We start from the raw sequence: 25,818 nt of genomic DNA, 5'->3' as shown, positions 1-25,818 counted from the left end.
GGGACCTCACCATGACCACCTCATCACCCACCCGCGCCGCCTCGCAGCTCACCCTCCGCAACGTCACCCGCCGTTACGGCGACCGCGTCGTCCTGGACGGCGTGTCGTTCAGCGTCCGGCCGGGCGAGCGGGCCGGTGTCATCGGCGACAACGGCGCCGGGAAGTCCACGCTGCTGCGGCTGATCGCGGGACAGGACCGGCCGGACAACGGCGAGTCGACCGTGGTCGCGCCGGGCGGCGTCGGCCATCTCGCCCAGTCCCTGGAACTGCCCGGCCGGGCCACCGTCCAGGACGCGGTGGACCTGGCGCTCGCGGACCTCCGGGCGCTGGAAGCACGGATCCGCGCCTCCGAGGCCGCGCTCGGGGACCGGTCGGGCCCGGGACTGTCCGCCGCGCTGGACGCGTACGCCGGGCTGCTCGCCCGCTACGAGGCGCGCGGCGGCCACCGGGCCGACGCCCGGGTGGAACTCGCCCTGCACGGACTCGGCCTGCCGGACCTCGCCAGGGGCCGGGAACTCGGCACGCTGTCGGGCGGCGAGCGGTCGCGGCTGGCCCTGGCCGCGACCCTGGCGTCCCGGCCGGAGCTGCTGCTGCTGGACGAGCCGACCAACGACCTCGACGACCGGGCGGTGGCCTGGCTGGAGGCACGGCTGCGCTCCCACCGGGGCACCGTACTCGCGGTCACCCACGACCGGGTGTTCCTGCAGCGCGTCGCCACCACGGTCCTGGAGGTCGGCGAGGGGCGGGTGACCCGTCACGGGAACGGCTACGCCGGCTACCTCGCCGCCAAGGCCGCCGAGCGGCGCCGCCGGCTCCAGGAGTACGAGGACTGGCGCGCCGAACTCGACCGCAACCGCCGGCTGGCCACCGTCAACACGGCCCGGTTGGAGGGGATCCCGCGCCGGCTGCCGTTCGCCGTCTTCGGCCACGGCGGCTTCCGGGCGCGCGGTCGCGGCCACGGCGCGATGGTCCGGATCCGCAACGCCAAGGAGCGGGTGGAGCGGCTGACGGGGAGTCCGGTCGCTCCGCCGCCGGAGCCGCTGGTGTTCGCCGCGCGCCTGACGACCGCCGACCGCCCGGACCCCCGGCCGGTGGCGGAGCTGGCCGACGTCCGGGTCGGGGACCGGCTGGCCGTGCCGTCGCTGCGGCTCGGCGCCGGGGAACGACTGCTGGTCACCGGGCCGAACGGGGCGGGGAAGACGACCCTGATGCGGGTGCTGGCGGGCGAGCTGGCTCCCGACGAGGGGTCGGTCCGCACCCGGGACCGGATCGGGTACCTGCGGCAGGAGGAGACGCCGTGGCCACCGGGCCTGACGCTCCTGGAGGCGTTCGCTGCCGGGCGCGGGGGCGACGCGGACGAGCACGCCGAGCACCTGCTGTCGCTCGGCCTGTTCGGCCCGGCCGACCTGCGACTGCGGGTGGGCGAGCTGTCCTACGGTCAGCGGCGCCGGATCGAGCTGGCCCGGCTGGTGGCCGAGCCGGTGGACCTGGTGCTGCTGGACGAGCCCACCAACCACCTCTCCCCCGCCCTGGTGGAGGAGTTGGAGGCGGCGCTGACGGAGTTCCGGGGCACGGTCGTGGTCGTCAGCCACGACCGCCGGCTGCGCGAGCGGTTCTCCGGCAGGCACCTGGAGCTGGAAGCCGGACGCGTCACCCGGCGGTCGGGCGGGGCCGTGCTCGTCCCGACCGGCTGAACGACGTGCCGCGGCCCGGTGGGGTGCACCCCACCGGGCCGCGGCACGACAGCTGGGCTCAGCTCAGCTCAACACATCGGACGCCGGGTCGTGGACCGTCAGGCCGGAGCCGACCCCGCGAGCACCTCGTTGACCAGCTCCCGCGCCTCCTCCTGGACCCGGGCGAGGTGCTCGGGCCCCTGGAAGGACTCCGCGTAGATCTTGTACACGTCCTCGGTGCCGGACGGGCGGGCGGCGAACCAGGCGTTCTCGGTGCACACCTTGATGCCGCCGATGGCCGCGCCGTTGCCCGGGGCCTCGGTGAGCACGGCGGTGACCGGCTCGCCCGCGAGGTCGCCGGCCTTGACCTGCTCCGGCGACAGCCGGGAGAGCAGCGCCTTCTGGTCGCGGTCCGCCGGGGCGTCCACGCGGGCGTAGGCGGGGGCGCCGAAGCGGTCCGTCAGGTCGCCGTAGTACTGGCTGGGGGTGCGGCCGGTGACCGCGGTGATCTCGGCGGCCAGCAGGGCGAGCAGGATGCCGTCCTTGTCCGTCGTCCACACCCCGCCGTCGCGGCGCAGGAAGGACGCGCCGGCGGACTCCTCGCCGCCGAACGCGATCGAGCCCTCCAGCAGGCCCTCGACGAACCACTTGAAGCCCACCGGGACCTCCACCAGCCCGCGCTTCAGGTCGGCGGCGACCCGGTCGAGCATCGAGGAGGACACCAGCGTCTTGCCCACGGAGGCGTCGGCCGGCCAGTCGGCGCGGTGGCGGTAGAGGTAGTCGACGGCGACCGCGAGGTAGTGGTTCGGGTTCATCAGGCCGCCGTCCGGGGTGACGATGCCGTGCCGGTCGGCGTCGGCGTCGTTGCCGGTGGCGATGGCGTACTCGTCGCGGCGGGCGATCAGCGAGGCCATCGCGGCGGGCGAGGAGCAGTCCATCCGGATCTTGCCGTCCCAGTCCAGCGTCATGAAGCGCCAGGTCGGGTCGGTGACCGGGTTGACCACGGTCAGGTCGAGGCGGTGGGTCTCGGCGATCCGGCCCCAGTAGGCGACGGAGGCGCCGCCGAGCGGGTCGGCGCCGATCCGCAGGCCGGCCGAGCGGATCGCGTCCAGGTCGAGGACGGAGGGGAGGTCCTCGGTGTAGGAGGTGAGGTAGTCGTGGCGGCCGGTGGTCGCGGCGGCCAGGGCGCGCGCGTACGGGACCCGCTTGACGCCGCGCAGGCCCTCGCGGATCAGGGCATTGGCGCGGTCCTGGATCCACCCGGTGGCCGCCGAGCCGGCCGGCCCGCCGCTCGGCGGGTTGTACTTGAAGCCGCCGTCGCGGGGCGGGTTGTGGGACGGGGTGACGACGATGCCGTCCGCGAGCGACTGCGGGCTGCGGCGATTGTGGGCGAGGATCGCGTGCGAGACGGCGGGGGTCGGGGTGTAGCCGTCGGCGCTGTCCAGCAGGACCGTCACGCCGTTGGCCGCCAGCACCTCGACGGCGGTGGCGCTGGCCGGCTCGGACAGCGCGTGGGTGTCGGCGCCGAGGTACAGCGGCCCGGTGATGCCCTCGACGGCCCGGTACTCGCAGATCGCCTGGGTGGTGGCGGCGATGTGGTCCTCGTTGAAGGCCGCGTCCAGGGAGGAGCCGCGGTGGCCCGAGGTGCCGAACGCGACCCGCTGGCCCGGCTCCTCCGGGTCCGGGTGCAGCGTGTAGTAGGCCGTCACCAGCCGCGCCACGTCCACCAGGTCGCCCGGCTGCGCCGGCTGTCCGGCCCGTGCGTGTGCCATCGTCTTCTCCCACTGGAATGTCTCGCCGTGCGCCCGGCCTGCGGCCCGGCGCTTCCTTGCCCCGTGCTCACCGATCGTAGCCAGTGCACGACCGGTCGCCGAACCGGAGCGGGGAGGCGCCCCGCCGTTTCCCCGCCGACACCGCGTCGGCGCCCTGCCGTCATCCGACGGACGCCTCACGGACGGAACGGCGCCTCGTGGAGGGTGCGCCCGCGGGCCGAAGGGGTCTCAGCCGGGCAGCCGCTGCCGGTGGGACTCCAGGACGGGGGCGACGACGGTGGCGAGGAACTCCGTGACGCGGTAGGTCGCCAGGCCCTCGACGGAGAACGGATCGGTGCGGACGACCGCCTCGATCGCCGCCCGGTCCTCGCCCGCGGCGAGGATGATGCCGCCGTCCCGCGGCACCTTGCGCCCGGAGGCGAGGAAGGTCCCGTCCGCGTAGTAGCGGTCGAGCCAGGCCACGTGGTCGGGCAGGCGGGCGTCGATCCGGTCGAGCGGCACGGTGTACGTCAGTTCCAGGACAAACATGGGCCCGAGCCTATCCGGGGCGCCTGCTCACCCGGATCGCGTGTTCGCCCGGATCGCGCATCGCCCGGCGTGCTTGCTGCCCGGGGCGCCTGTCCGCCCGGGTGGGACGGACCCGGGCGAACAGGCGGCGGCACGGTGTGTCGCCGCGGTCCAAGGGTGGGCGAGGATGGATTCGAACCATCACAGCCGAAGCGGGGGCTTTACGGGCCCTTGGGCTCTCCCAGGCCCAGCTCGCCCTCGGTCGTCGGGATCCGTACCTTGCCGTTCCCTGTTGTTCCTTGATCCCGACAGCTCCACTCTCCCCCGGGGCACCCGTGCCGGACAACCGGGTTTCCGGCCACCGGCCGTCCGCCCCCGAACTGCCCCGCACGACCGTCCGCCCTGGTCGCGGGCTCGGCGGGCGGGCCCGACGGGTGTCCGGATCCCCACCCTCGGCCCTCAATGTGGTGTAGACCACTCTCCGTACTCCGGACGGATCGCACCGCCGGACCGCCCGCCGCCGAACCGGTCCGCTCCCGGCGGGTGCCCGTGCACGTCCGGACTGCGATACAACACTGCTCATATGACGATTGATCGGAGAAATCTGAAATGAGCAAGTCAGCTCTGCCCCGCCGCAGCGTGATCGTCGGTGCGGCGGCCACCGTCGTCGGGTGGAACACGGTGGGCCGTTCCTGGGCCGTGGGGACCACCGACCCGGAGGCCTCCCCCGGCGCCGAGGCCGCCGGAACCACCTCCGACTCCGCTTCCGGCGCCACCTCCGACGCCGCTTCCGGCGCCGACGCACTCGCGCGGGTGCCGCACCTGGACGGCACCCTGGTGGCCGACTCCGCCACCCTGACCCGGTTCGGCGGGGACTTCGGGCACCTGGTGACCGCCGCCCCGCGCGCCGTGCTGCGGCCCGGCTCGGTACGCGACGTCGCCACCCTGGTCGGCTTCGCCCGCCGCCACCGCATCCCGGTCGCGATGAACGGCCAGAGCGGCACCGGCGACGCGGCGGAGCTGGAGTCGCACTCCAGCTACGGCCAGGCCGGCGTTCGCGGCGGCGTGGCGATCGACTCCCGCGGCCTGGACCGGATCATCCGGATCACCCCCGGCCGCGCCGTCGTGGAGGCGGGCGTCACCTGGGCGCAGCTGACGGACGCCGCACTCGCGAAGGGCTGGATGCCGCCCAACCTGACGGACTACCTGCACCTGTCGGTGGGCGGCACGCTGAGCGTCGGCGGTATCGGCGGCGGGGTGCAGCGCTACGGCTTCCAGGTGGACACGGTCGAGTCGGTGGACGTCGTCACCGGCACCGGCGAGCTGGTGACCGCCTCCGCGAGCGCCAACCGCGAGCTGTTCGAGGCCGTGCTCGGCGGCGGCGGGCAGGCCGGGCTCATCGTCCGCGCCACCCTGCGCCTGGTGCGGGCCCGGGAGCGGGCGCTCGTGCTCAACCTGTTCTACGACGACCTGGGCGCCTACCTCGCGGACCAGAAGAAGGTGATGCTGGAGCGGCGCTTCGACCTCCAGGTCGGCGACGTGTCGCGCAACGCGGCCGGGACCGGCTGGCGCTACAAGGTGGAGGGCATCGTCCACTACGACGGCACCGCCGCGCCGGACCGGGCGAAGCTGGTGCGCGGCCTGCGCTGCGTCGCGGCCGACACGACCTTCACCGACCAGACGGCCCGCGAGTACGCGTACCGGGTGGACGCCTTCGCCGGGTTCCTGAAGGGGGCCGGGCTCTGGTCGCAGCCCAAGCCCTGGATGAGCCTGTTCCTGCCCGCCTCGGCCACCGAGACGTTCATGCGCGAGGCCACCGCGCTGCTCACGCCGGAGGACCTGGGCGCCGGTCTGCTGCTCTTCTACCCGTTCCGGACCGATGTGTTCACGCGTCCGATGACGGTGATGCCGGACGAGCCGGTCGGCTTCCACTTCGACCTGCTGTCGTTCCCGTTCCCGGGCGCCGACCACGCCGCCGCGCTGCGGCGCAACCGCCGGCTGTACGACCGGGCGGTGCAGCTGGGCGGCAAGCGGTACCTGATCGGCGCGATCCCGGACGTCACCCACGCCGACTGGCGCCGCCACTACGGCTCCCGGTGGGGGCGCGTGGTGGCGGCCAAGCGCCGCTTCGACCCGGCCGGGATCCTCACCCCGGGCCAGGGCATCCACTCCTGACACCGCGACCCGATGCGGCGCGCGCGCCGCATCGGGTCGCGCCGCTCCGGGTCCCGCCTCATCGGGTCGCGCCGCAGCGGCTCACACCAGCCGGTGCATCCCCACCGAGGCCGGAGCCGTGCCCACGAACCCGTACTGGGCGTACAGCCGGTGCGCCTCCCCGTCGGCGATCAGCGACACGTACGCGCCCTTCTCCGCACGCCGCTCCAGCTCGGCGGTGAGCCGCGCCATGATCCGCTTCCCCAGCCCGCGTCCCTGGTGCGCGGGGAGCACGCACACATCGACGATCTGATAGATCACACCGCCGTCGCCGATGATCCGCCCCATCCCGACCGGCGCGCCCCCGAACTCGACAGTCACCCCGAACCAGGTGTTCGGCAGCCCGGCGGCCACCGCCGCGGCCGGGCGGTCGCTCATCCCGGACGCCGTCCGCAGCCGTCGGAAGGTCGCCACGTCGGGCACGCCGACCCGCACCTCGTAAGGGTCATTATCGCTATTCATGTATTACAGCATACCTGTCGGCCACTCCGGCCCCGCCGCACGGGTTCCCCATCGGGCAAGGAGACGGCGGCGGCGCAACCGCACGGGCGCTCCGGCCGGTCGTTCTCGGGTATGAGCCCTCGCGAGAACCTCCGCACGAAGATCGGCCCCACCCCGGTCCGGCGCGCCCTGGCCGCGCTGCTCGCAGCACCCGGCGCGGCCGCCGCCGGCCGACCGCTCCGGACCGCCCGGACCGGCGCGCCGACCAGGGCCGCGGCACCGTAACCCCGCATCCTCGCAACCCGGCTTTCCCCGCGTCCACTTGGGACGACGGTGCGGGCCGGCCGACGCACACCCCGCGTTACGGTGGGGCCATGAGCTACCGCCACCCCGACCGCGAGCAGATCCGGATCGAACACGTCCTGACCGCCCTCGGCAACCCCGTCCGCCTCTCCGCCGTCCGGGTCCTGAACGGCGGCGGCGCGCACAACTGCGGGAGCGTGCTCACCGCGATCGGCATCACCGCGAAGTCGACGATGACCCACCACTGGCGGGTGCTGCGCGACAGCGGCGTCATCCACCAGCTGCCGTCCGGCCGGGAGAACCTCCTCCTGCTGCGCCGCGAGGACCTCGACGCCCGCTACCCGGGCCTCCTCGACGCCGTCCTCTCCGGCGCCCACGACGACGAGCGGCGCGCCCCGGCGGAGTGACCGCGAACGGGTGATCACGGGATCTCCCCCGGCGCTGATCCGCACAGGCGGCGAATGTTTCCCCACGCGAACAAGTGCGCCCGTGCGCTCGTGGTGCGCCGCACTGTGCCCGGGGTTCCGCTGATCTCCTGTTGCTCGGCACCGGGCGCCCCGCGCGGGAACGGCATGCCCGGCGTCGTCCTCTTTCCCCGTGCTTCCGTGTGGAGGTCCCCGTGAAGAAGTCGTTGACAACCGCCGCGCTCGCGGTGCTCACCGCTACCACCCTCGCAACCACTGCCACCGCGGTTTCCGGCACCGTCTCCGGCGACGGTGGCAACCGTATCGCCGTGATCAGGGGAGACGGCTCGGCCCTGGTCAAGGAAGGCCCCCTCTCCGCCCCGTGGACCGTCGAGGGCGACAGCGTGAAGCAGATAGTGGTCGCGGGCGACCGCATCGGCATTCTCAAGGGCGACGGGTCGGCGCTCGTGAAGGAGGGTGGCCTCGGCGCCCAGTGGACCCTGGAGGGCGACAACGTCATCCAGCTCGCCCTGTCCGGTTCCCGCATCGGCATCCTCAAGGCCAACGGCGACGCCTACGTCAAGGAAGGCGCCCTCGGCGCCCAGTGGACGGTCGAGGCGAACGGCGCCGTCCAACTGGAGCTGTCCCGCGACCGCATCGGCGTACTGAAGGGCGACGGCTCGGCCCTGGTCAAGGAAGGTCCGCTCTGGGCCGGGTGGACCGTCGAGGGCGACAACATCATCCAGCTCGCCCTGTCCGGCAGCCGCATCGGCATCCTCAAGACCAACGGCGACGCCTACGTCAAGGAAGGCGCCCTCGGCGCCCAGTGGACGGTCGAGGCGAACGGCGTCACGGAGCTCGCCCTCTCCTGACCCGCTCCCCGGGCCCGGGCACAGTCGCGCCCGGTGACGACGAACGGCGGGGGGCCGGACGGCGGAAGCACCGTCCGGCCCCTCCCTCGCTACCAGGTGTCGCCGGCGGGCTGGCGGGTGGTGGCGTTGATCCGGTTGAAGAAGTTGGTCAGGCTGATCCACAGCACCAGCGAGGCCAATTGCTTCTCGTCGAAGTGCTCGGCCGCCGCGTTCCACACCTCGTCCGGCACCACGGCCCGGTCCGCGAGCCGCGTCACGTGCTCCGACAGCTCCAGCGCGGCCCGCTCGGCCTCCGTGAAGAACGGCGCCTCCCGCCACGCCGCCACCGCGTGCAGCCGCTCGTCGGTCTCGCCGTTCTTCTTCGCACTCGCGACGCCGCCCACCACGCAGTAGCTGCAACCGTTGATCTGGCTCGCCCGCAGGTGCACCAGCTCCAGCACGCTCTCCGGCACGCCGCCCTTCTTCGCCGCCTTCACGACCCCGAGGATCGCCGGCATCGCCTCCGGGATCACCACAGCCGGGTTCGCCATCCGCGCTTCGGTCATCGATCTGCCCTCTTCCGTCCGTTCGCGTTCTGCTCGGTCACTGCACTGACGCGCGCCGACGGAGGAATGTGACAGCTACTGCGCGAGGTGGTCGAACTCCCCCGCCTTGACGCCCAGCAGGAGCGCCCGCAGCCGCCCAGGTGTGGTGGTGAGGACGGTGTCGGGCTCGTCGCTCTCCCGGAGCTTGAGGGCACCGTCGGGCGCAGCCGCTAGGTAGAGGCAGTTGGCGGTGTCACCACTGAAGGAGGACTTCTGCCAGTCGTACGCGGTCATGGTTCTTCCCGTCTCAAATGCTCTGGGCCACACGGCGGATGAGGTCGCGGGAAGCGCCAGGCCCGAGCGCACTCGCTTCCAAGCCATCCAGCACATCTCGATACTTGATCAGCTGCGGCTCGGTGTCAATGAACTCGAATCTGTCCCCAGCCCGGCCGGGGTCACCGCGCGGCGACCCCGGACGGGCGAGGCGCCAGACCCGCGACCAGATCGCCCGCCGTCAGACGCTCCAGGCTCTCCGGTGCGGCGTCGACGGGGCCCGGGTAGAGGCGGTACAGCGTTCCCGACAGCTTCTCCGGCGCGGGGACGTCGCCGTCCACGAGTGCGACGAACGCTCGCCGTCCGGAGAGGAGTTGGGGAAGATCAGGACTGGAACCCCGGTCCTCGTCGCGGAGCGCGACCAGGCGCGCCGCGAAGGCACCGACACTCTCCCCCGCCCCGCGCCGCCACCACCGCAGTCCGCCGTCGAGCCCCCGCACGACCACCTCGTCCGTACACGCGGCCGCCCGCGCGACCGCGAGGTCCCACAGCGTGGCCCGGTTCTCCGGGGAGAAGTGCGCCAGCACATCGCGGCTGAGGGCGCCCACCTCGGCCTGGTGCCGGTAGACGCTGTGGAAGCCGCCGTCCGCCCCGGTGTTGAGGTCGGTCCAGGTGTAGCGGCGGTCGGCCAGGTCGACGATCATCGGCACGCACACCTTGGCGTCGCCGACCAGGTCCAAGCGCTGCCGCACGGCCCTGGGGTGGAAGTGCGGGCTCCCCGCGGACCCGGCGCCGCCCAGGTCCATGAACCCGGTGAAGGCGTCGGTCAGTTGCTCGAAGGAGACGTCGTTGTAGCTGAACACGATCATCACCGCGTACCGCGAACCGCCCGCGACCAGCCGCGCGAGATCCAGGTCGACGAACTCCGTCGCCCCGTTCGGCGGCGGCGCGGACACGTAGTCGCCCGAGTGCACGGCGGCCCGGTCGCCGTGCACCAGGCTGGTGTAGTCGCACAGGCCGGTGAACCGCCACTGGTCGTCGTAGAGCGCCACCGACAGGTCCCGGTCCACCCTCAGCTCCTCCGGCTGCATCCAGTGCAGGAAAAGCCGCAGCCGCTCCCCCGCCGGCAGCCGCTGGCGACTGCCACGCGGTACGCACACCAGGGTCTTGGCGGCGGCGCGCTCGGCGAACGGCGCGACCAGTTCGCCCAGCCCCTCGTCGAGCAGCGCCAGCTCGTACCGCTCACCGTCGGCGCCGCCCCGGCGCAGCAGCTCGGCCTCGATCGACTCCACGACCGGGAGGGCGAGTTCGGCGGGCACCACGGTGCCGCGGTCCTCCCGGGCGTGGGCCAGTGAGACCGTGCCGCGCGGGAAGTACAGCCGCCGCTCCCCCGCCGTCCGGGTGCCGCGCAGCGCGCCGTACGCGCCGAGCAGCGGCCCGGGGGCGACGCGGGTCAGCGCGGCGGCGACGGTGTTCAGCGCGGACGGGGAGAGCGGTGTCCCGGGCGCGGCGGTGGCGTGCGTCCGCAGGACGTGGTGCAGCCTGCGCACCAGTTCGCCCGGCCGCCCGGCCAGCACCCGCAGGGCGCCCTCGGTGTCCCCGGCGGCGAGCAGGGTCTCGACCCGCCCGGCGAATCCGGTGAACCCCAGCCGGGTGTGCTCACCGCTGCTCACCACGCGCAGCGGCCCGGCCGGCGGTTCGGCGTGTTCCCGGCCCACCTCGTGGGTGCGCAGGTCCGTCTCCCGCAGCACCACGAACGCCGTGGTGACCTTGGGGAGGCGCCGCCGGAACTCGTACGGGTGCAGCAGTTCGCCCGCGCGCAGCCAGGCCGACCGGTGGCGGCGCAGGTCCTCGACGAGTGCCGTCGGGTCCAGGCCCTCCAGGATGTCGAGCAGGCCCCGGCGCACCGGCCGGGGCAGGCCCTTCAGCCGCAGCCGGCGGGCGGTCGCGGGCAGCAGGTCGGGCTCCGCACCGGACCACGCCCAGAGCAGCCGGAGCACGTCGGTCGCGGTGTCGACCCGTTCGGCGAGGATCGGCAGCGCGTCCACGCCGCCGCGGCGCAGCAGGGCGGCGAGGACGATGGCCTTGGTCTCCCGGACCGGGATCTGCGCGGGCAACCGCCGCGGCAGGTCCTGCGGCGCGTGGGCGAGCAGCGCGGTCAGGTCCTCGCGGTCCTGCGGGGAGAGCGGGGTGCGGCGGGCGAGCAGCCGGTCGAACTCGCCCATCGCGGCGGTGACCTGGTCGGCCGTGATCAGTCGCAGCGGCCGGAGGGCCCGTTCGCCGCCGAACTCCTCGGCGGCCTTGCGGCCGATCCGGTTGTCCTCGGGCAGGTAGGTGCCCGCGCCCAGCGGCGTCCCGCAGGTGGGGCAGCGCTCGCCCCGGCCCTGTGCCGTCAGCCCGTCGAGGCAGCCTGCGCAGAGCAGGTGCGCGCACGGCGCGAGCGCGCCGATCCCGGCCTCGGCGCCGCGTCGGCCGCAGTGGGCGCACGGCTGCCGGGGCTGGTTGAGCAGGAACGCCCGGATCTGCCGGGTGAAGAACAGCTGCGCGTGGTCGGGCACGGCGTCGGGGAAGCGGCGGAACAACGGCACGTGCTCGCGGTCCGCGCCGAGCAGGTGGTCGATCCGGGCGAGCAGCCCGTCGCCGGTCTCGGCCAGCCCGGAGGGCGACAACCTGGCCAGCGCGGAGCGGAGTTCACTGGTGAGCAGATACCCGCGCCGGACCAGGTCGGCGTCCAGCGCCACCAGGCCGCGGGTGCTCCACGGGTCGGCATCGGGGAGAACATCACCGGGGGCCACACAGACGGCACCGCGCCGGCGGAGGAGGAAGGAACCGAGATCGAGGTCGACATCGCTGTCGAAGGGAGCCGTGATGGCTCGGGGCATGCGGAAGGACCCCCACGAACGAGGCAGAGAGGTTGAAGAAGCGGGCGGAGAGGGGGCGCACTACAGGTTTCGGAAGGAAGGAGAAGGAAGCACGCCGCGGAGCCGCCCGCGGGACCAACGTAGTGGAGCCCTTCCGCAGGGCGCCACCGATTATTTCCGCGCTTGCGGAACCGGCCGAAGTCCAGGGAGCGGCCCGAGGCTTCGGAGGTGTCCTTGGCGAGCGGTCCGGGCGGGCGGTTGTCCCACCGTCCGCCCGGACCCGTTAAGGGCCCTCACAGCGGTCGGAAGCGCAGGGCTTGACCGGGGCGGGCCTGGGCGGCGAGCGGGAGGTCGTCCTCGTGGACGGTCGCGATCACCGGGTAGCCGCCGGTGACCGGGTGGTCGGCGAGGAAGAGGATCGGCTGCCCGTCCGGCGGCACCTGCAACGCACCGGGCACCGCGGCCTCGGAGGGCAGTTCGCCGGTACGGGCACGGCGCAGCTCGGGCCCGGCCAGCCGCATGCCCACCCGGTCGCTCTGGTCGGTGACGCGGTAGGGCCGGCCGCCGAGCACGGCCAGGGACTCGGGCGTGAACCAGTCGCCGCGGGGCCCGGGCAGGATCCGCAGGACGGGCTCGGCGGGCAGGTCGCGTTGGGGGGCGAAGTCCGCGGCGGGCCAGCCGGCCGTCAGGTCGCCGACCGGCAGGACGTCACCCGCCGCGAGCCGGGCGGGTCCGACTCCGGAGAGCGTGTCGGTCGATCGGGAGCCGAGGACCGGTGGCAGGTCCAGGCCGCCGCGCACGGCGAGGTAGACCCGCAGGCCCTCGTACGGGATGCCGACGGTCAGCCGACTGCCGGGCGCCAGCCGGACGGGGGCGTTCACGTCGACGGCGCGGCCGTCCGCGCGGGCGTCGCAGGGCGCGCCGGTGAGGGCGACGGTGGCGTGGTGGTCGAACTCCACGACCAGGCCGCCCAGGGGCGCCTCGACGGCCGCGGCTTCCTCCCGGTTGCCGACGAGGCGGTTGGCCAGGCACAGACTGCGGCGGTCGGCGGCGCCGGAGCGGCCGACTCCCAGCGCGGCGTGGCCGGGCCGGCCGAGGTCCTGGACGGTGGCCCCGAAGCCCGGGTGGATCACTCGTACGCGGCGGGCGGGGATCGCGGGGCGGCCGGTCATGGCTCCTCCGTGGGGTGGCGGTCGGGATCGGAAAGCGGACGGTCCGGGGTGCCGCCCGGCGCGGGACGCCGCTGGTGTCCCGCGCCGGGCGGCACCTTCACGGGAGCCGGGGGTGCGGCGGGCCGACCTGCGTGAAGCGCACGGCCGTGCCGGGCACCAGAGGCGTCGGCGGGTCGGCCTCGGGGTCCCAGAGGGACATGCCGGTGGTGCCGAGCAGCTGCCAGCCACCGGGCGACTCACGGGGGTAGACGCCGGTGAACTCGTCGGCGACGGCGACCGCACCGGCGGGCACGCGAGTGCGCGGAACGGCGCGGCGCGGGACCCGCAGAACGGGGTCGCCCCCGGTGAGATAGGCGAATCCCGGAGCGAACCCGCAGAACGCCACCCGGTAGACGGCGGCGCAGTGCCGGGCGACGACCCCGGGAACCGTCAGGCCGCACAGGCGGGCCACCTCCGCCAGGTCCGCGCCGTCGTAGCGGACCGGGATCTCGACCGTCCCCGCCCCGGCGGCCGCGGTGCTGTCCGAGGGCCGCAGGTCGACGGCCCGGAGGGCGGCGGTGAGGCGGGCCGGGTCGGTGGTTCTCGGGTCGTAGCGGACCAGGACGGTGCGGGCGGCGGGAACGAGTTCCAGCGCCCCGGGCGGGAGGTCGCGCAGGAGCGCGGTGTGCAGACGGGCCGCCCGGTCGAGGTCGGCGACCTCGACCAGCAGCGCCCGGCTGCCGTACCGGAGGATGTTCACGGCGGTGGGTCAGCCCTTCTCGGGGAGCAGGTAGTCGCGGTCGTGGCGGTCGGTCACGAACATGTGCCCCGGCGCGTGGGTGATCGCGAAGGGCGGGCGGGAGGCCATCAACGCCGACTGCGGTGTGACGCCGCACGCCCAGTACACCGGGACGTCGTCGGGGCCGATCACCGGTGCGTCGCCGAAGTCGGGCCGGTCCAGGTCGGGGATGCCGAGCTCCGCGTTGGAGCGCTCGCCCGGCCTGCCGACGGCCACCGGCGCCCCGTGCACGGCCGGCATCCGGGCGGTGATCGCGCGGGCGGTGGCGACCAGTTCCCGGGGAACGGGGCGCATGGAGACCACCATCGGGCCGTGCAGCCTCCCGGCCGGGGTGCACGGCCGGGTCGTGCGGTACATCGCGACGTTGCGGCCCTCCGCGACGTGGCGCAGCGGTATGCCCGCCTCCAGCAAGGCCCCCTCAAACGTGAACGAGCAGCCGATCAGGAAGGTGACGAGGTCCTCGCGCCAGTGGGCGGTGACGTCGGTGTGCTCCTCCCACTGCCCGTCGTGCCAGACCCTGTACCGGGGCAGATCGGTGGCCAGGTCAGCCCCGGGGGCCAGGACGCTGGTACGGGCGCCGGGAGCGGTCTGTTCGAGGACGGGGCAGGGCGCGGGGTTGAGTTCGGCGAAGCGGGCGACGTCGGCGGCCCAGTCCGCCGGCACGCTGATCATGTTCGCCTGGGTGCGGCCGAGGCACCATCCGGCCGTGGGCGACACGGTGCCGGCCCGGAACAGTCCCCGGGCGCGGGCCGGCGTGAGGGCGGCGTGGGTCTCGGCCGTCGGGAGGCTCTCGGTCGTCGGGAGGGTCTCGGCCGTCCGGAGGGTCTCGGTCGTCGGGATGATCTCGGTCATCGGAAGGTCTCCTTCGTCGGTGGGCGTGGGTGTCGCGGCAGGGGGATGCCGGGGAGGGGCCGGTCGGCGGAGGGCGGCCGACCGGCCGGGGTGGATCGGCGCGGTGGTGGATCGGCGGGGGAAGGACCGATGCCCGCGCGGGTGGATCACCACGAGGCGGACGGACGGCCGGTCATTGCGCTCAGTGCGGTCAGCGCGGAGAGGAGTCCAGCAGGGCCGACAGCGTGGTCATCGGCGCCAGGGGCCCGAGGGCCGCCGCCAGGCCGAAGCCGTGGTCGCCGAGCCGCACCCCCACCGCCAGGTGGCGGGCCGGCCCCTGCCCCCGGTTGACCGACAGGCTCAGGCCGCGGGCACCGGCGGCGCGGTAACGGCCGGCGAACAGCGACAGGGGGCCCGTGACGATCAGCCGCGCTCCCAGCGTCAGCGCCAGGGCACCGGCGCCGACGATCAGGCGCAGGACGGGGTGGAGGTCCAGCCCCGCGTCGATCAGTACCGCCGACAGCGCGGCGGCGATCGGCGAGTGGTCGTTCCGGAAAGCCCGCGGAGGTCGGCGGGCACGGCTTCGGCCCGGCAGGCGATTGGACGGTCGAGACATGGTCATTCCCCCAACTGCGGTGTGGCGAACGCCCTTTCGCCACCGACAGTGACAGCGCCCCGGGCCGGCCCGCAAGGCGCCACGGGCAGGTGACGCGCATTGCTGGAAAATCGACGATCCACCAGGAGGATTGTTCAACAATTGCATTGTGGCCCGGACTGCCTGACGGAACGGAGCCCGAGGTGGTACGAAGGTGCGGCATCAGTGACGAGCCGGGGAGGGGTGCCGTGCACAGCGGGACGGACAACAGCGCGGACAGCAGCGCGGGCGGCGGAACGGGCGGCGACACCGAGGACTGGGCCGAGGAGCTCGCCCGGGCGGGCTGGAGCAGCAAGGCCGAACACGTCGCGGCGATCCTGCGCCGGCGGATCGCCGAGGGCAAGCACCGGCCCGACCTCAGGCTGCCCGAGGACAGGATCAGCAAGGGGCTGAAGGTCTCCCGCAACACCCTGCGCGAGGCCTTCCGCCTGCTGGCCCACGAGGGGGCCGTCGAACACCGCCACGGCCAGGGCGTGTTCGTCCGCCGGCTGACGGTCGCCGACGTGGTCGACCTCTACCGGCTGCGCCGAGTGGTGCAACCGGCCGTCATCCGGGACCTGAAGGGCCGCACCGTCGACCTCGGACGGGTCCGGGCAGCCGTCGAGGCGTCCGAGGCCGCCGGGCTCGCGGCAGTCGGGCCGGAGGCCGACTGGAGGGCCCTCGGCACCGCCAACTTCCGCTTCCACCTCGCGCTCACCGAACTGGCCGGCAGCCGTCGCCTGGACGACCTGATGAACCGGGTCCTGGCCGAACTGCGCCTGGTCTTCTACGTGGCGACCGACCTCCGGGCGTTCCACATGACCTACAGCGCGCGCAACAGGAGGATCCTCGAACTGATCGACGCCGGGGCGTTCGCGAAAGCCGCCAACGAGATGAACTCCTACCTCCGGGACGCCGAACGCGACCTCGTCCAGCGCTACTCCACGGCCCTCTGACACCCGTCCCCCCGAGCGCCGCGCACACCGGCCCCCGGCGGGCGGCCGGACGAACAGCCGGACGAACGGCCGGACGGCCGCGGGGGCTTCGCGGCCGGTCCGGGGCTGGCCGGAGGCCGGGCGGGCGGCGTGCGGTCCGGGCGGCGGTCAGTGGTCGTCGGTCACCGCCAGGGCCTCGGCGATCAGCCGGGTGGCGAAGTCCTGGTCGTCGCCGACGATCCGGTTGATGTGCTCGGCGAGGAGGACGGAGGTGGCCTCCAGGGGGTTCATCTCGGCGCCGGTCCAGTCGCCGTACTGGGCGCGCCACAGGTTGGGGCTCAGGCCGGTGCCGGCGGCGATCAGGAGACCGGCCATGGTGGGGATGACCTCGGGGCGGAAGGTGTTGGGCATCATCCGCATGGTGGCCACCAGGGTGGGCACCACATGCTCGACCACCTCCTTGTCGTGCCGTTCGCAGACCGCCCGCAGCCAGTCCATGTACATGTAGATGAGCGTGCACACGCCTTCGAGCAGGGCGTCGGCCTCCGCGGGGCCCAGGGAGGCGGCGAACTGGTCGACCATGCGCTGCTGTTCGGGGTCGGTGCCGGTCCGGCCGTCGTAGATGGCCTTGAGCCGCGAGTCGATCACCATGAGCGCGGTGCTCACATCACCGACGGGCGCGTTGGCGGGGTCACAGGGCGATGACACAGGATTCCTCCTCGGGCGGACGCAGTGAGTAGCGTCGCATGTTCGCAGGGTGGCGCGTCGAGGAAAACCGGAATCCGGGGCCGTCCGATGTCCGGTCAGCGGACGGTGACCCTGAGGTTGGCGAGCAGGGCGGTGCCGTCGGCGGAGGTGGCGAGGACGCGGCCGGAGCGGTGCCAGTAGGTGACGGCGCCGGCGTGGTGGCGCACCCCGATCCGGTCGCCGGCCGCGTTCGGCACCAGGACGGTGGGCCCGGGCTCCGAGCACGGGCCGGTCCCGGTGTACGCGCGCAGGCCGGTGCCCTCGGGGGTCGGCACGGTGAGCGCCCAGTGGTCCCCGTCGGCGGCCGGGCCGATCAACGCCCGTCCGTCCACGGTCAGTTCGGCCTCCGGGAGGTCGGAGGTCCAGCGCAGCACGGTCCGGTCCCCGGAGGCGATGCCCCCGTCGGGGTCCAGCAGTCCGGCGGGCAACGGCTCGACGGTGAGCAGGCCGCCGGCGGCGAGCGCGACCGGGTCGGGGGTGTCGGCCGGGTCCGTGCGGGACAGCAGGTCCGTCAGGGCGTCGTCCACCCGTTGCCGGGCCCGCAGTTCCCAGCCGGGCAGGTCCCAGCGCCACACCTCGGTGAGCGGCGAACGGGCGGTCGAGGGGCTGCGGACGAGTGCCGCGCAGCCGCCCGCGGTCCGGGTGATGCCACCCAGCAGCCTTTCCTCGCCCCCGAGTTCGCGCCAGACGGCGACCGGGCGCGGAGCCGTGGTGTCGAGGACGACGATGCCGCCGTCCGCCGCGGCGATCAGCCGGTGGCCGTCGTAGGAGGGGGCCAGGTGCCGCGCCCGCAGGGTGGTCCAGGGCCGGACGGTGCGGGTGGCGAGGTCGAGGTGGGCGAGTCCGAGCAGGTCGGGGCCGTGCTCGGTCACCAGCAGCGCGCCGCCGCCGTGGTCGGCCAGGACCAGACGGTCGGTGGGGGTGTCCCAGTGGGCCCGGGTGCGACCGTCGGGGGCGAGCAGCCGGGCGCCCGCCTGGCCGCAGGCCACCAGCAGGGAGCCCGAGGCGAGCAGCACCGCGTCCAGGACCGGCAGGGTGCCCGGCCGGTCGGCCGCCGTGTACACGGGCGCGGCGCCGACGGGCCGGGGCAGCGGTCGCGGGCGGGGGCGGGGCAGGTCGGCGGCGGTCAACGGGTCGGCGCGGGTGAGCAGTCGGTCGAACAGGCGGTGCTCGGCCGTGACGCCGGGGCCGCCGGACTCGCCGCCGAGGCCGCCGTCGCGGACGGCCGCCCGGGCGGCCGCGGTAGCGAGTTCGCGGTCGGTGGCCGGGTCGGCCGCGGGGAGGACGGCCAGGGTGGCGGCCAGCACCGAACGGCCGGTGGTGTTCGGGTCGCCGTCGCCGTCGAGGACGGCGCGGGCGAGCGCCCGGGTGGCGGTCCCGGAGCCCAGGGCCATCAGATCGGGCAGGGCGAGCAGGTGCGGCAGCGCCCGGCCCCGGGCGGGGCCGCCGAGGGCGACCGCGTCCCGCAGGTCGGCGGCGACCGAAGGCCGCAGCGCCTCGTCCGGCCAGACCGCCTCGACCGCGCCGAGCCGGTCGCCCGCCGCGCGGCAGTGCTCGGCCCAGGCCAGGCGCAGTTCGCGGGCGGCCTGCGGATCGGTGGCGGCCAGCCGCGCGACGGCGGTGGCGAAGGCGCCCCGGCGGTGGGCGATCCGCACGGCCCGCGCGCGGTCGCCGGACCGCCACCACAGGCGGACCACCAGGTCGGCGACCATCGCGCGGCCCTCGGCGAGTTCGGCGGCCTGGCTGAGGCGGCCGTTCCGTTCGAGCAGGGCGACGGCCTCGGCGGGCGCCGCCAGCAGGTCGGCGAGCACGAAGGCCGCCTCGTCGAGCCGGCCCTGCCGCTCCAGCCGCTCGGCGGCGGAGCGGTAGAGCTCGGTGAGGTGCTGGTGCACGGTAGTGCCGGAGAACGCGTTCGCCGCGGCCGGGCCGACGGGGTGCGGGGTGGGGCGCAGTTGCCCGGCGAAGCGCTTGGGCAGGGCGAGGGAGAACCAGGGACGCCCGGCCGCCGTGTCGCCGCGCTCCCGGTCGGCCAGCGGGAGGGCGTCGCGCAGGGCGTCGTCCCAGCGGTGCTGTTCGAAGGCGTGGGTGAGGTCGCGCAGGTAGCGCGCGTGGCGCCGGTGGAGCAGGTGGGCGGCGGGGGTGCGCAGGGTGAGCCGGGCCAGCAGGTCGCCGAGCCAGGGGCGACGGGCCCGGCGCGGGGCCCGGGTGCCACCGGCGGGGGCGGGGGCGGCCGTGGCGGCATGACCGGTTGTCGCTCCGCCCCCGCCCCGGGTGGCGCGCCGGCCGAAGAGCGCCCCGTAGGCGAGGCCCCCGGCGATCGAGGCGAAGACGACGCCGCCCGGGTCGACATCCACGTTCTTGAGCAGACCGAGGCCGAAGAGCACCACGAAGAGCAGGGGCACCACCATCAGCAGGACGACCACGACCGCCGCGTTGCGGGGCGCGAGGGCGATCGGCCGGGTGGTCTGCCACCAGGCGGCGCCGCTGCCGGTACGCCCGCCGGACGGCCGGTCGGGCTGCCGCCGGCCCCGGCGGCCGCGGGCGGACGGCGCCTCGGCGGTCAGCCGGCGGGCGCGCTCGGAGCTCGGCCCGATACCCGCCGCCGCCCTCAGGTCCGGCCGGGCGGCGGTCGGCACCGAGTCCTCGACGGGCGGTGCTTCGGGCGCCGGGGCCGCACCGACCGGACGCGGCCGGTGCAGGGCGAGGCCGGTCGGGTCGAGCCAGTCGGCGGGGTCCAGCGCGGGCAGCTCGGCGACGACCCGGGTGACCGTCGCTCCGCCCTCCGTCAGCACGAGCCGGCCGTCGACGGTGACCGCGGCAGGGCCGGAACCAGGAGTGTTCGCGACCGACGGAGCACCGGCACCGGTGCGCTCCAGCGGAAGCCCGGGCGCCCGGTCCGCCCGGATGCGGACCGGCTCGGGCAGCAGCAGGAGCCAGCGGCCGTCGGGCAGTTCGCACAGCCGCGCGTCCGCGCGCCACAGGTCGAGGACACGCTCGGCGGCCTCCGGCACACCGATCAGCGGCACGTCGAGCACGAAGCCGACGGCGAGGACGGTCCCGGTGGCACTCCCGGTGGGGGCGTTCACTCGTAGCTTCCGATCACGTGGTGGATCCGGCCGGTGGTGGCGTCGCCGACCACGACCCGGCCGGGCGAGAACTCGCTCGCGATCAGCGGTTCGGTGGGGTGCACGGCCGGTGGGGCGGTGCCGCCGGAGAACCGGCTCAGGGTGCGGACGCCGTTGTACCGGATCGCCCGCACCATCCGGCTGTCGGGGGCCCAGGTGATCAGCACCGGTTCGCGCCCGTCGTGGACCAGACCGGCCACCAGGGCCTTCTCCCGGAACGACAGCCGCCGCTCGTCGCCGAGCCGGGTCCGGAGGTACCAGAGCCTGCCGTCCTCGGACCAGGCGGCCGTGCCGCCCGCGTGCACCAGGTGCCGGGCCAGCCGCTCGCCGGGCTGCGGCACCCGCTCCAACAGCCTTGGCTCGCGGAACCGTTCGAAGCCGTGCGGGCCCTCCGCGCGCTGGTCGACCGGGCCGTCGTCGGTGACGGCGCCGTCGGGCGCGATCCGGCGCCAGCGGCCGGCGACCGGGACGAGCAGGTCGTCCCCGGAGCACAGCAGCGGCAGCACGGGGCGGCTCGCCAGCGCCTCCGCGACCGTGGCGTCGAGGCCGAGGAAGGCCGGGTCGACGACGAACTCCGCGGCCCCGCCGACCTTCCGTCCGCTGACGTACCGGAGCACCCGGTCCCGGTGCAGATGCAGGGCGAACAGCCTGCGGCCGGTCCGGCCGGCGGCGATCACCTGGCCGTTCAGGCGGTGCGCCTTGGTCCGGGTGACGGCGTCGTGCTTGTGTTCGGTCAGGCGCACGTCCGTGGCGAGCAGGGTCCCCTCGCGCCGGCCCCGGGTGAGCAGGAGGGTGGCATCGGTGGTGAAGGCGGGCAGGGCCCGGCCGGGCGGGCCGGCCGCGTCGGCGGGCGCCGGGACGAGCACCGGCCCGTTCCGCCGGAACTCCGCGCCGCGCAGCGCCCGGACGGCGATGTCGGCTGCGGGCAGCGGCAGTTCGACCTCGGTGCGGTCGAGGCGGACGGTGACGTGGGTGGCGCCCGCCGACCCCCAGCGGGCCACCTCGGTGGCGAGGACCCGAGGCGTGCCGGAGGGTCCGGCCGGATCCGGAGCGGGACCGGCCGGCAGGCCAGGCAGCCCGGCGGCGAGCCGGGGCGAGGTGAGCAGCCAGACGCGGTCGGCGGCGTCCAGACCGGCGGTGGCCTCCCGCACCTGCTCGGCGGTCGGTTCGGCGGGGCGGCGGGCCGCGAGCCAGGAGGGCAGCAGGTCGGCGGGTTCGCCGGCGAGCCACCGGCCGGGCGGGTCGCCGAGCACGCCCACCAGCAGCTCGCTGCCGCGGGCGGCGGCCCGGCGGTGCAGCACCAGCAGCGCGGCCAGTTGGACCAGTCGGCCGGCCCCGGCCTGGGACGGGCCGGCGTCGACCAGCACGACCGTCCGGCCGCGCGTGACGGTGCTGCGGAACTCGGGGGCGAGATAGAGGAGTTCGCGGTCGACGAAGCGGCGCAGGAACTCGTCGGGGTGTTCCTCGGCGAGCAGCCATTCGGCGGGCAGCAGTTGCTCCGGCCGGCCGGAGCGGCCGATCCCGCCCGTCCCGTCGGGCTCCCCCGGTCCGTCGGTCACCGGCTCGCGGGCGCCGACCAGTTGGTCCAGGCGCCGCAGCAACGGCCCCAGGGCGACGGCGAGTTCGGGGCTCAGCGCGGACAGCGCCCCGGCCCAGGGGGCGAGGGCGGCGGGCAGTCGGGCGGCGCTCATCGTCCGGCCCGCCGGGTCAGGGGCGTGAGGGCCTCCGGGTCGGTGGCGGCGGCCGGCGGTGCGGCCACCAGGGCGTGGCCGGGGACGAGCAGGCAGAGTTCGCCGGGCCGGGCGCCGAGGGCGGCCCGCCAGAGGGCGGCGGCGGGCCGGGGGCGGGCGGTGGTCGGGACGAGCAACTCCTCGTCGTGGCCCAGGTAGTGGGTGCCGTCCGCCCACGGGAGGTCGGTCTCGGCGCCAATCACGAGCAGGGTGGTGTCGTCGGCGAGCACGCCGAGCCGGGCACCGTCGGTGAGGCGGTCCCGGGTGGCGGCGGCCAGCGCCGGGACGGCGTCGCCGACGGCGAGCACGGCGGCGGCGGTCAGCGGGGGCTCACGACGCTCCCAGGTGAGCGCGACGGCGGGTGGTGGGGTCGGTGCGCCGCCGGTCACGAGGGTGCGACCGCCGTGACGAGCTCGGCGCGTATGCCGGCCAGAGCGGCGGGCAGGTCGGCCGGGGCGAAGCCGGCGTCGATCTCGCGCAGCGCGGCCTCCAGCCGCAGCCGGGAGTCGCGGCCCTCGGGCAGGCCGCGGTGGTCGGCGAGCAGGGCGGCACCGGTGCGGGCGAGTCGTTCGGCGCGGGCGGCCGAGCTGCGCGAGAGCTCCTCGGCGGCGTGGGTGAGGCTCTGGTTGGAGGCCTTCCCGATCAGGTCGCCGAGGGTGTCGCGGGCCAGTGCCTGGGTGTCGGCGGTGGACGCGACCAGCGGGAGCACCCACAGGTCGCGCGCGGTGGCGACGGTCCGGCCGTCCAGGACGGCGGCGGCCGCGACCAGGCGCTGGGAGCGGACGGCCCGCCGGTCACCGACGGGCACCCCGGCGGCGCGCAGCCGGCGCAGCGCGGAGGCGAGCAGCGGGGTGACGCCGTCGAGTTCGCAGTCCCGCGCGGCGGCGGCGAGCCGGTCGAGCGCGCCGAGCCGGTCGTCCGGGCCGTCCGGGCTGCCCCCATGAAGCGCGACCGGAGCCGGACGGCGGCCGGCCTCCAGCAGTTCCTCCAGCCGGGCGTCCGCCACCGGGTCCACGAAGACCCGGGCGAGGAACCGGTCGGCGAACGCGGCCAGCGCCGGGTCCTCCGGCAGGTGGTTGGCGGCGCCGACACAGACCCGCAGCGGGCTGGCCAGGACGGTGCCGCCGCGCCGGAACACCCGCTCGTTGAGCAGGCCCAGCAGGGTGTTGAGGACGGCCGTGGAGCCGAGGAACACCTCGTCGAGGAAGGCGACGTCCGCCTCGGGCAGCATGCCGGCGGTCTCGAACTCCACCCGGCCCTCGCGCAGGCTGCGCAGGTCGACCGGGCCGAACAGCTCGTTGGGTTCGGTGAACCGGCCGAGCAGGTACTCGAAGTAGCGGCCGCCGAGCTGCCCGGCCACCCGTCGCACGGCCTCCGACTTGGCGGTACCGGGCGGTCCGACGACGAGCAGGTGCTCCCCGGCGACCGCGCAGAGCGCCACCACCTCGGCGACCGTCTCCCGGTCGACCATGCCGCGCCCGGCGGCGGCCACGACGCCCGCGATCAGCTCGGCGTCCTGGCGGAGCGCGGCGGGAGGGGCATCGGCGGGGGTGCTGGTGTCGGTCACAAGCACGGGATTCTACGGCGGCCGAACCGGCCACCACCAGCGGGTTTCCGCCGGTCCCCGCCCCCGGTCAGGGCCTGCGGCGGCTGGCCGGATCACTCCGGGCGGCCGCCGCGGACCCCTGGGCGGTGAAGGGTGTCAGCCCGCCAGCTTCCAGAGCTGGCCGCCGCCCAGGCCCCGGTCGCAGTTCCAGGTACGCAGGGGGTTGCCGGCTCCGTCGACGGTCAGGCAGCCGCCGTTCGGGTAGCCGTTCTGCATGTTGTAGACGGCCCGGATCCGGTACCAGCCGTTGCCGTACTCCTCGAACCGCCACTGCTGGTTGGTGCCGCCGTGCGCCTTCACCAGGTGGGTCCTCCAGTCGTTGGGGATGACGTCGAGCACCATGGCGCCGCGGTAGTCCGTCTCGATCTGCCAGTTGCCGTTGCCCACGTCCCACAGCGCCCACTTCTGGGCCTGGTTGCCGTTCGGGTACTGGGCCTGGATCCACGTCCCGGCACCCGTGTTGGCGTTCTGGAGGTCCACCGCGAGGCCGTTGTCCGAGACCAGCGAGGTCACCTTCCCGTGGGCGGGTCGACCGTTCTCGCCCCGGGCCCGGGCGTCGGCCGCCTCGTGCGCGGACTTCTGCGACGTGGTCGGGAACCAGTAGGTGTACTTGTCGCTGGTGCTGCCCGCCGTGCCGGTGGAGTGGGTGTGCCCGTAGTGCCGCCAGTTCTGGTAGCCGTAGTTGCCGTCGTTGCTCCAGACCTGGCCGTCGGAGTCGAAGACGTACACGTCGTAGAGCGCCTTGTCGTCGGAGCCCTCGTACTGGACGGTGCCGAAGCAGTTGGACTTCTGCAGGATGTTCTCCTGGAAGCCCTTGCCCGACCGGAAGATGCTGATGTTGTACTCACCGCGGGTGAGGTACTGCAGCTTCTTGGAGAGGCTTTCGAGGAACCCGGCCTGGTTCTCGCGGAGTTCGGCGCTCTTCCGGGCCTCGTCGATCAGCGACTTCACGAAGTCGGCCCCCGCGAAGACACCGCCGATCACCGCGCCCGGGTCGATGCCCCCGGCCGAGCTCCTCGGCGTGATGGGCGAGGTCCGGACGACCGGGGTGCTGATCCCGCCGACGTACTGCCGGCATTCGACGCCCATGCTGATGTCGGCGGAGGCCTGGGTCGGCGCGACGAGAGCGATACCGGCGGTCGCGGTCACGGCGGCGAGCGCCGTTCCGAGGAACTTGCGAAGCATGTGTGTCTGTCTCTCCGTGAGTCGCTGCCCGGACGGCATCCGGCCGGCCGGGTCGAGCGGAACGGGGACGACTCTGGCCCGCCCGCGTAGACACGCCGTACACGAGCGGTACACCGCCCCCGCCTCCGGCGTCCACGGATCACCGACGTCCTGTGGACGCGCCGCTGGTGTGCTGCTCGACGCCCGCCCCGCAACCGGGGGCGGGGCCGTCGAGCCGGAGGAGAACCCCGTGAGCACCACCTTCACCCGCACCGCCCGTGTCCGCGCCCGTTCGGCGGGGGCGGTGCTCGCCGCCTGCGCGCTGTCGGTGGGCGGCCTCGCGCTGTCCGCCGTGCCGGCGAACGCCGCACCGGCCGTATCCGCACCGGCCGTATCCGCCGCCACCGACCAGCTGATCACGATCCAGGACCGCCAGAACCACAACGCCCTGGCCAGCGCGGACGGCGAGGGCTCCCGGATCGTCGCCCGCACCTACCGGGACGGCTCCACCGGCTTCCGGCTCACCGACCGGTCCAACGGCCGGGTCGCCCTCAGCCGCGACGTCAACGGCACCGAGCGCGTGGTCGAGATGGACCTCAACGACGGCCGGACCACCCAGTTCATCCACTGGTGGGCGGGCGACAACCAGCAGTGGACCCTGGAGAACGCCGCGGAGGGCGGCACCTATCTGCACAACGCCCGGGACAACCGCTGTCTGACCTACCACGGCCAGGACCGCGAGGTCACCGTCGAGTCCTGCGACGGCAGCATGTCCCAGCGGTTCGACCTGGTGTCCGGCACCGAGCAGCCGCCGACGACGCCCGCGCCCGAGCAGCGCTTCCTCCAGCGCCTCAACGAACTGCGCGCCCAGTACGGCAAGGCGCCGGTCCGCTCGAACCCGACACTCGCCCAGGCCGCCCAGTGCAACGCGGGCCAGATGGACCAGCGCCGCGTCTCGGGCCACTTCTGCGCCTCGGACGCCATCGCCAGGAGCCTCGGGTACAGCGTGCGGAACTGGGGCGAGATCGCCTTCTACGGCCCCACCACCGTCGACGCCGCCTTCGACGGCTGGGTCAGGTCCCCCCTGCACCTCGGGATCATGGTCGGCGACTACACCGAGGTCGGCCTCTCCCGCGTGGGCACCGCCTCCTGGAACGCCGACTTCGCCACCCGCTGACACCTGACCCGTGCTCCGGGTGGTGCTCACGGTGGTGCGGCTCCGTTCCGTACTCGGGTGGCTCGGAACGGATCC

The 25,818-nt window shown here is 74.7% G+C and carries 23 protein-coding genes and 1 tRNA gene; 7 read left to right on the top strand and 17 right to left on the bottom strand.

The window, feature by feature from the left end; translation table 11 throughout:
• Positions 1-11: 11 nt before the first annotated feature.
• Positions 12-1,694: a TlrC/CarA/OleB/SrmB family ABC-F type ribosomal protection protein gene (locus ACW14Y_RS37240; RefSeq protein WP_456984975.1), complete on the top strand. Its 1,683-nt coding sequence runs from the start codon at positions 12-14 to the stop codon at positions 1,692-1,694.
• Between the two features lie 98 nt (positions 1,695-1,792).
• Here the strand turns inward: ACW14Y_RS37240 and pgm are convergent, their stop codons facing one another.
• The 3 genes from pgm to ACW14Y_RS37225 all read right to left on the bottom strand — a co-directional run bounded on the left by pgm (position 1,793) and on the right by ACW14Y_RS37225 (position 4,210).
• Positions 1,793-3,445: a phosphoglucomutase (alpha-D-glucose-1,6-bisphosphate-dependent) gene (pgm, locus tag ACW14Y_RS37235; RefSeq protein ID WP_380516647.1), complete on the bottom strand. Its 1,653-nt coding sequence runs from the start codon at positions 3,443-3,445 to the stop codon at positions 1,793-1,795.
• A 228-nt stretch (positions 3,446-3,673) separates the two neighbouring features.
• Complete coding sequence (locus tag ACW14Y_RS37230) at positions 3,674-3,973, bottom strand: YciI family protein (RefSeq protein WP_456984974.1); 300 nt, start codon at positions 3,971-3,973, stop codon at positions 3,674-3,676.
• 157 nt (positions 3,974-4,130) lie between these two features.
• Positions 4,131-4,210: transfer RNA gene (locus ACW14Y_RS37225), tRNA-Tyr, on the bottom strand.
• 351 nt (positions 4,211-4,561) lie between these two features.
• Here ACW14Y_RS37225 and ACW14Y_RS37220 point away from each other — a divergent pair.
• Positions 4,562-6,127: an FAD-binding protein gene (locus ACW14Y_RS37220; protein WP_456984973.1), complete on the top strand. Its 1,566-nt coding sequence runs from the start codon at positions 4,562-4,564 to the stop codon at positions 6,125-6,127.
• Between the two features lie 81 nt (positions 6,128-6,208).
• On the opposite strand, the gene ACW14Y_RS37215 is transcribed toward ACW14Y_RS37220, so the two are convergent.
• Positions 6,209-6,628 (bottom strand): GNAT family N-acetyltransferase, encoded by a 420-nt coding sequence (locus ACW14Y_RS37215; RefSeq protein WP_456984972.1) that lies wholly within the window; start codon positions 6,626-6,628, stop codon positions 6,209-6,211.
• A 111-nt stretch (positions 6,629-6,739) separates the two neighbouring features.
• Here ACW14Y_RS37215 and ACW14Y_RS37210 point away from each other — a divergent pair, with 111 nt between their 5' ends.
• From ACW14Y_RS37210 to ACW14Y_RS37200, 3 genes are all read left to right on the top strand, one after another.
• On the top strand, positions 6,740-6,892 hold the full coding sequence (locus ACW14Y_RS37210) for a hypothetical protein (protein WP_380312234.1): 153 nt from the start codon (positions 6,740-6,742) through the stop codon (positions 6,890-6,892).
• A gap of 89 nt (positions 6,893-6,981) precedes the next feature.
• A complete protein-coding gene (locus ACW14Y_RS37205) occupies positions 6,982-7,317 on the top strand; it encodes an ArsR/SmtB family transcription factor (protein WP_380312232.1) in 336 nt (111 codons plus the stop codon).
• 212 nt (positions 7,318-7,529) lie between these two features.
• Positions 7,530-8,186, top strand: coding sequence for a peptidase S1 (locus ACW14Y_RS37200; protein WP_456984971.1), 657 nt, complete (start codon positions 7,530-7,532; stop codon positions 8,184-8,186).
• 89 nt (positions 8,187-8,275) lie between these two features.
• Here the strand turns inward: ACW14Y_RS37200 and ACW14Y_RS37195 are convergent, their stop codons facing one another.
• The 7 genes from ACW14Y_RS37195 to ACW14Y_RS37165 all read right to left on the bottom strand — a co-directional run bounded on the left by ACW14Y_RS37195 (position 8,276) and on the right by ACW14Y_RS37165 (position 15,241).
• Positions 8,276-8,731 (bottom strand): carboxymuconolactone decarboxylase family protein, encoded by a 456-nt coding sequence (locus ACW14Y_RS37195; RefSeq protein WP_402722506.1) that lies wholly within the window; start codon positions 8,729-8,731, stop codon positions 8,276-8,278.
• Positions 8,732-8,806: 75 nt separating this feature from the next.
• A complete protein-coding gene (locus ACW14Y_RS37190; RefSeq protein WP_402722507.1) occupies positions 8,807-9,004 on the bottom strand; it encodes a DUF397 domain-containing protein in 198 nt (65 codons plus the stop codon).
• A 161-nt stretch (positions 9,005-9,165) separates the two neighbouring features.
• On the bottom strand, positions 9,166-11,865 hold the full coding sequence (locus ACW14Y_RS37185) for an MXAN_6230/SCO0854 family RING domain-containing protein (RefSeq protein ID WP_456984970.1): 2,700 nt from the start codon (positions 11,863-11,865) through the stop codon (positions 9,166-9,168).
• A 272-nt stretch (positions 11,866-12,137) separates the two neighbouring features.
• Positions 12,138-13,016 (bottom strand): 5-oxoprolinase subunit C family protein, encoded by an 879-nt coding sequence (locus ACW14Y_RS37180; protein ID WP_456984969.1) that lies wholly within the window; start codon positions 13,014-13,016, stop codon positions 12,138-12,140.
• 97 nt (positions 13,017-13,113) lie between these two features.
• On the bottom strand, positions 13,114-13,755 hold the full coding sequence (locus ACW14Y_RS37175) for a 5-oxoprolinase subunit B family protein (protein WP_456984968.1): 642 nt from the start codon (positions 13,753-13,755) through the stop codon (positions 13,114-13,116).
• A gap of 9 nt (positions 13,756-13,764) precedes the next feature.
• Positions 13,765-14,646 (bottom strand): putative hydro-lyase, encoded by an 882-nt coding sequence (locus ACW14Y_RS37170; RefSeq protein WP_456984967.1) that lies wholly within the window; start codon positions 14,644-14,646, stop codon positions 13,765-13,767.
• 190 nt (positions 14,647-14,836) lie between these two features.
• Positions 14,837-15,241 (bottom strand): hypothetical protein, encoded by a 405-nt coding sequence (locus ACW14Y_RS37165; protein WP_380304623.1) that lies wholly within the window; start codon positions 15,239-15,241, stop codon positions 14,837-14,839.
• Positions 15,242-15,468: 227 nt separating this feature from the next.
• Here ACW14Y_RS37165 and ACW14Y_RS37160 point away from each other — a divergent pair, with 227 nt between their 5' ends.
• Positions 15,469-16,215 carry a GntR family transcriptional regulator gene (locus tag ACW14Y_RS37160; protein ID WP_456984966.1) on the top strand — a complete coding sequence of 249 codons (747 nt, stop codon included), beginning with the start codon at positions 15,469-15,471 and terminating at the stop codon, positions 16,213-16,215.
• A gap of 147 nt (positions 16,216-16,362) precedes the next feature.
• On the opposite strand, the gene ACW14Y_RS37155 is transcribed toward ACW14Y_RS37160, so the two are convergent.
• The 6 genes from ACW14Y_RS37155 to ACW14Y_RS37130 form a co-directional block, all read right to left on the bottom strand.
• The gene (locus tag ACW14Y_RS37155) at positions 16,363-16,902 is read right to left on the bottom strand and encodes a hypothetical protein (RefSeq protein ID WP_380304619.1); all 540 of its coding nucleotides are present in this window, start codon (positions 16,900-16,902) and stop codon (positions 16,363-16,365) included.
• 95 nt (positions 16,903-16,997) lie between these two features.
• Positions 16,998-20,027, bottom strand: coding sequence for a bpX6 domain-containing protein (locus ACW14Y_RS37150; RefSeq protein ID WP_456984965.1), 3,030 nt, complete (start codon positions 20,025-20,027; stop codon positions 16,998-17,000).
• Positions 20,024-21,757, bottom strand: a complete 1,734-nt coding sequence (locus ACW14Y_RS37145) for a hypothetical protein (protein WP_456984964.1) — start codon at positions 21,755-21,757, stop codon at positions 20,024-20,026. Before ACW14Y_RS37145 ends, ACW14Y_RS37150 begins: the two co-directional genes overlap by 4 nt.
• The gene (locus ACW14Y_RS37140; RefSeq protein ID WP_456984963.1) at positions 21,754-22,185 is read right to left on the bottom strand and encodes a bpX5 domain-containing protein; all 432 of its coding nucleotides are present in this window, start codon (positions 22,183-22,185) and stop codon (positions 21,754-21,756) included. Before ACW14Y_RS37140 ends, ACW14Y_RS37145 begins: the two co-directional genes overlap by 4 nt.
• On the bottom strand, positions 22,182-23,363 hold the full coding sequence (locus tag ACW14Y_RS37135; RefSeq protein WP_456984962.1) for an AAA family ATPase: 1,182 nt from the start codon (positions 23,361-23,363) through the stop codon (positions 22,182-22,184). Before ACW14Y_RS37135 ends, ACW14Y_RS37140 begins: the two co-directional genes overlap by 4 nt.
• Before the next feature lie 135 nt (positions 23,364-23,498).
• Positions 23,499-24,587: an RICIN domain-containing protein gene (locus ACW14Y_RS37130; RefSeq protein WP_380304609.1), complete on the bottom strand. Its 1,089-nt coding sequence runs from the start codon at positions 24,585-24,587 to the stop codon at positions 23,499-23,501.
• 229 nt (positions 24,588-24,816) lie between these two features.
• Here ACW14Y_RS37130 and ACW14Y_RS37125 point away from each other — a divergent pair, with 229 nt between their 5' ends.
• Entirely contained in the window at positions 24,817-25,743 is a 927-nt protein-coding gene (locus ACW14Y_RS37125) for a CAP domain-containing protein (protein ID WP_456984961.1), read from the top strand.
• Positions 25,744-25,818 lie beyond the last annotated feature (75 nt).

It is taken from the genome of Kitasatospora sp. cg17-2 (genome assembly GCF_054031055.1).
This window is presented reverse-complemented; position numbering and strand designations above follow the sequence as displayed.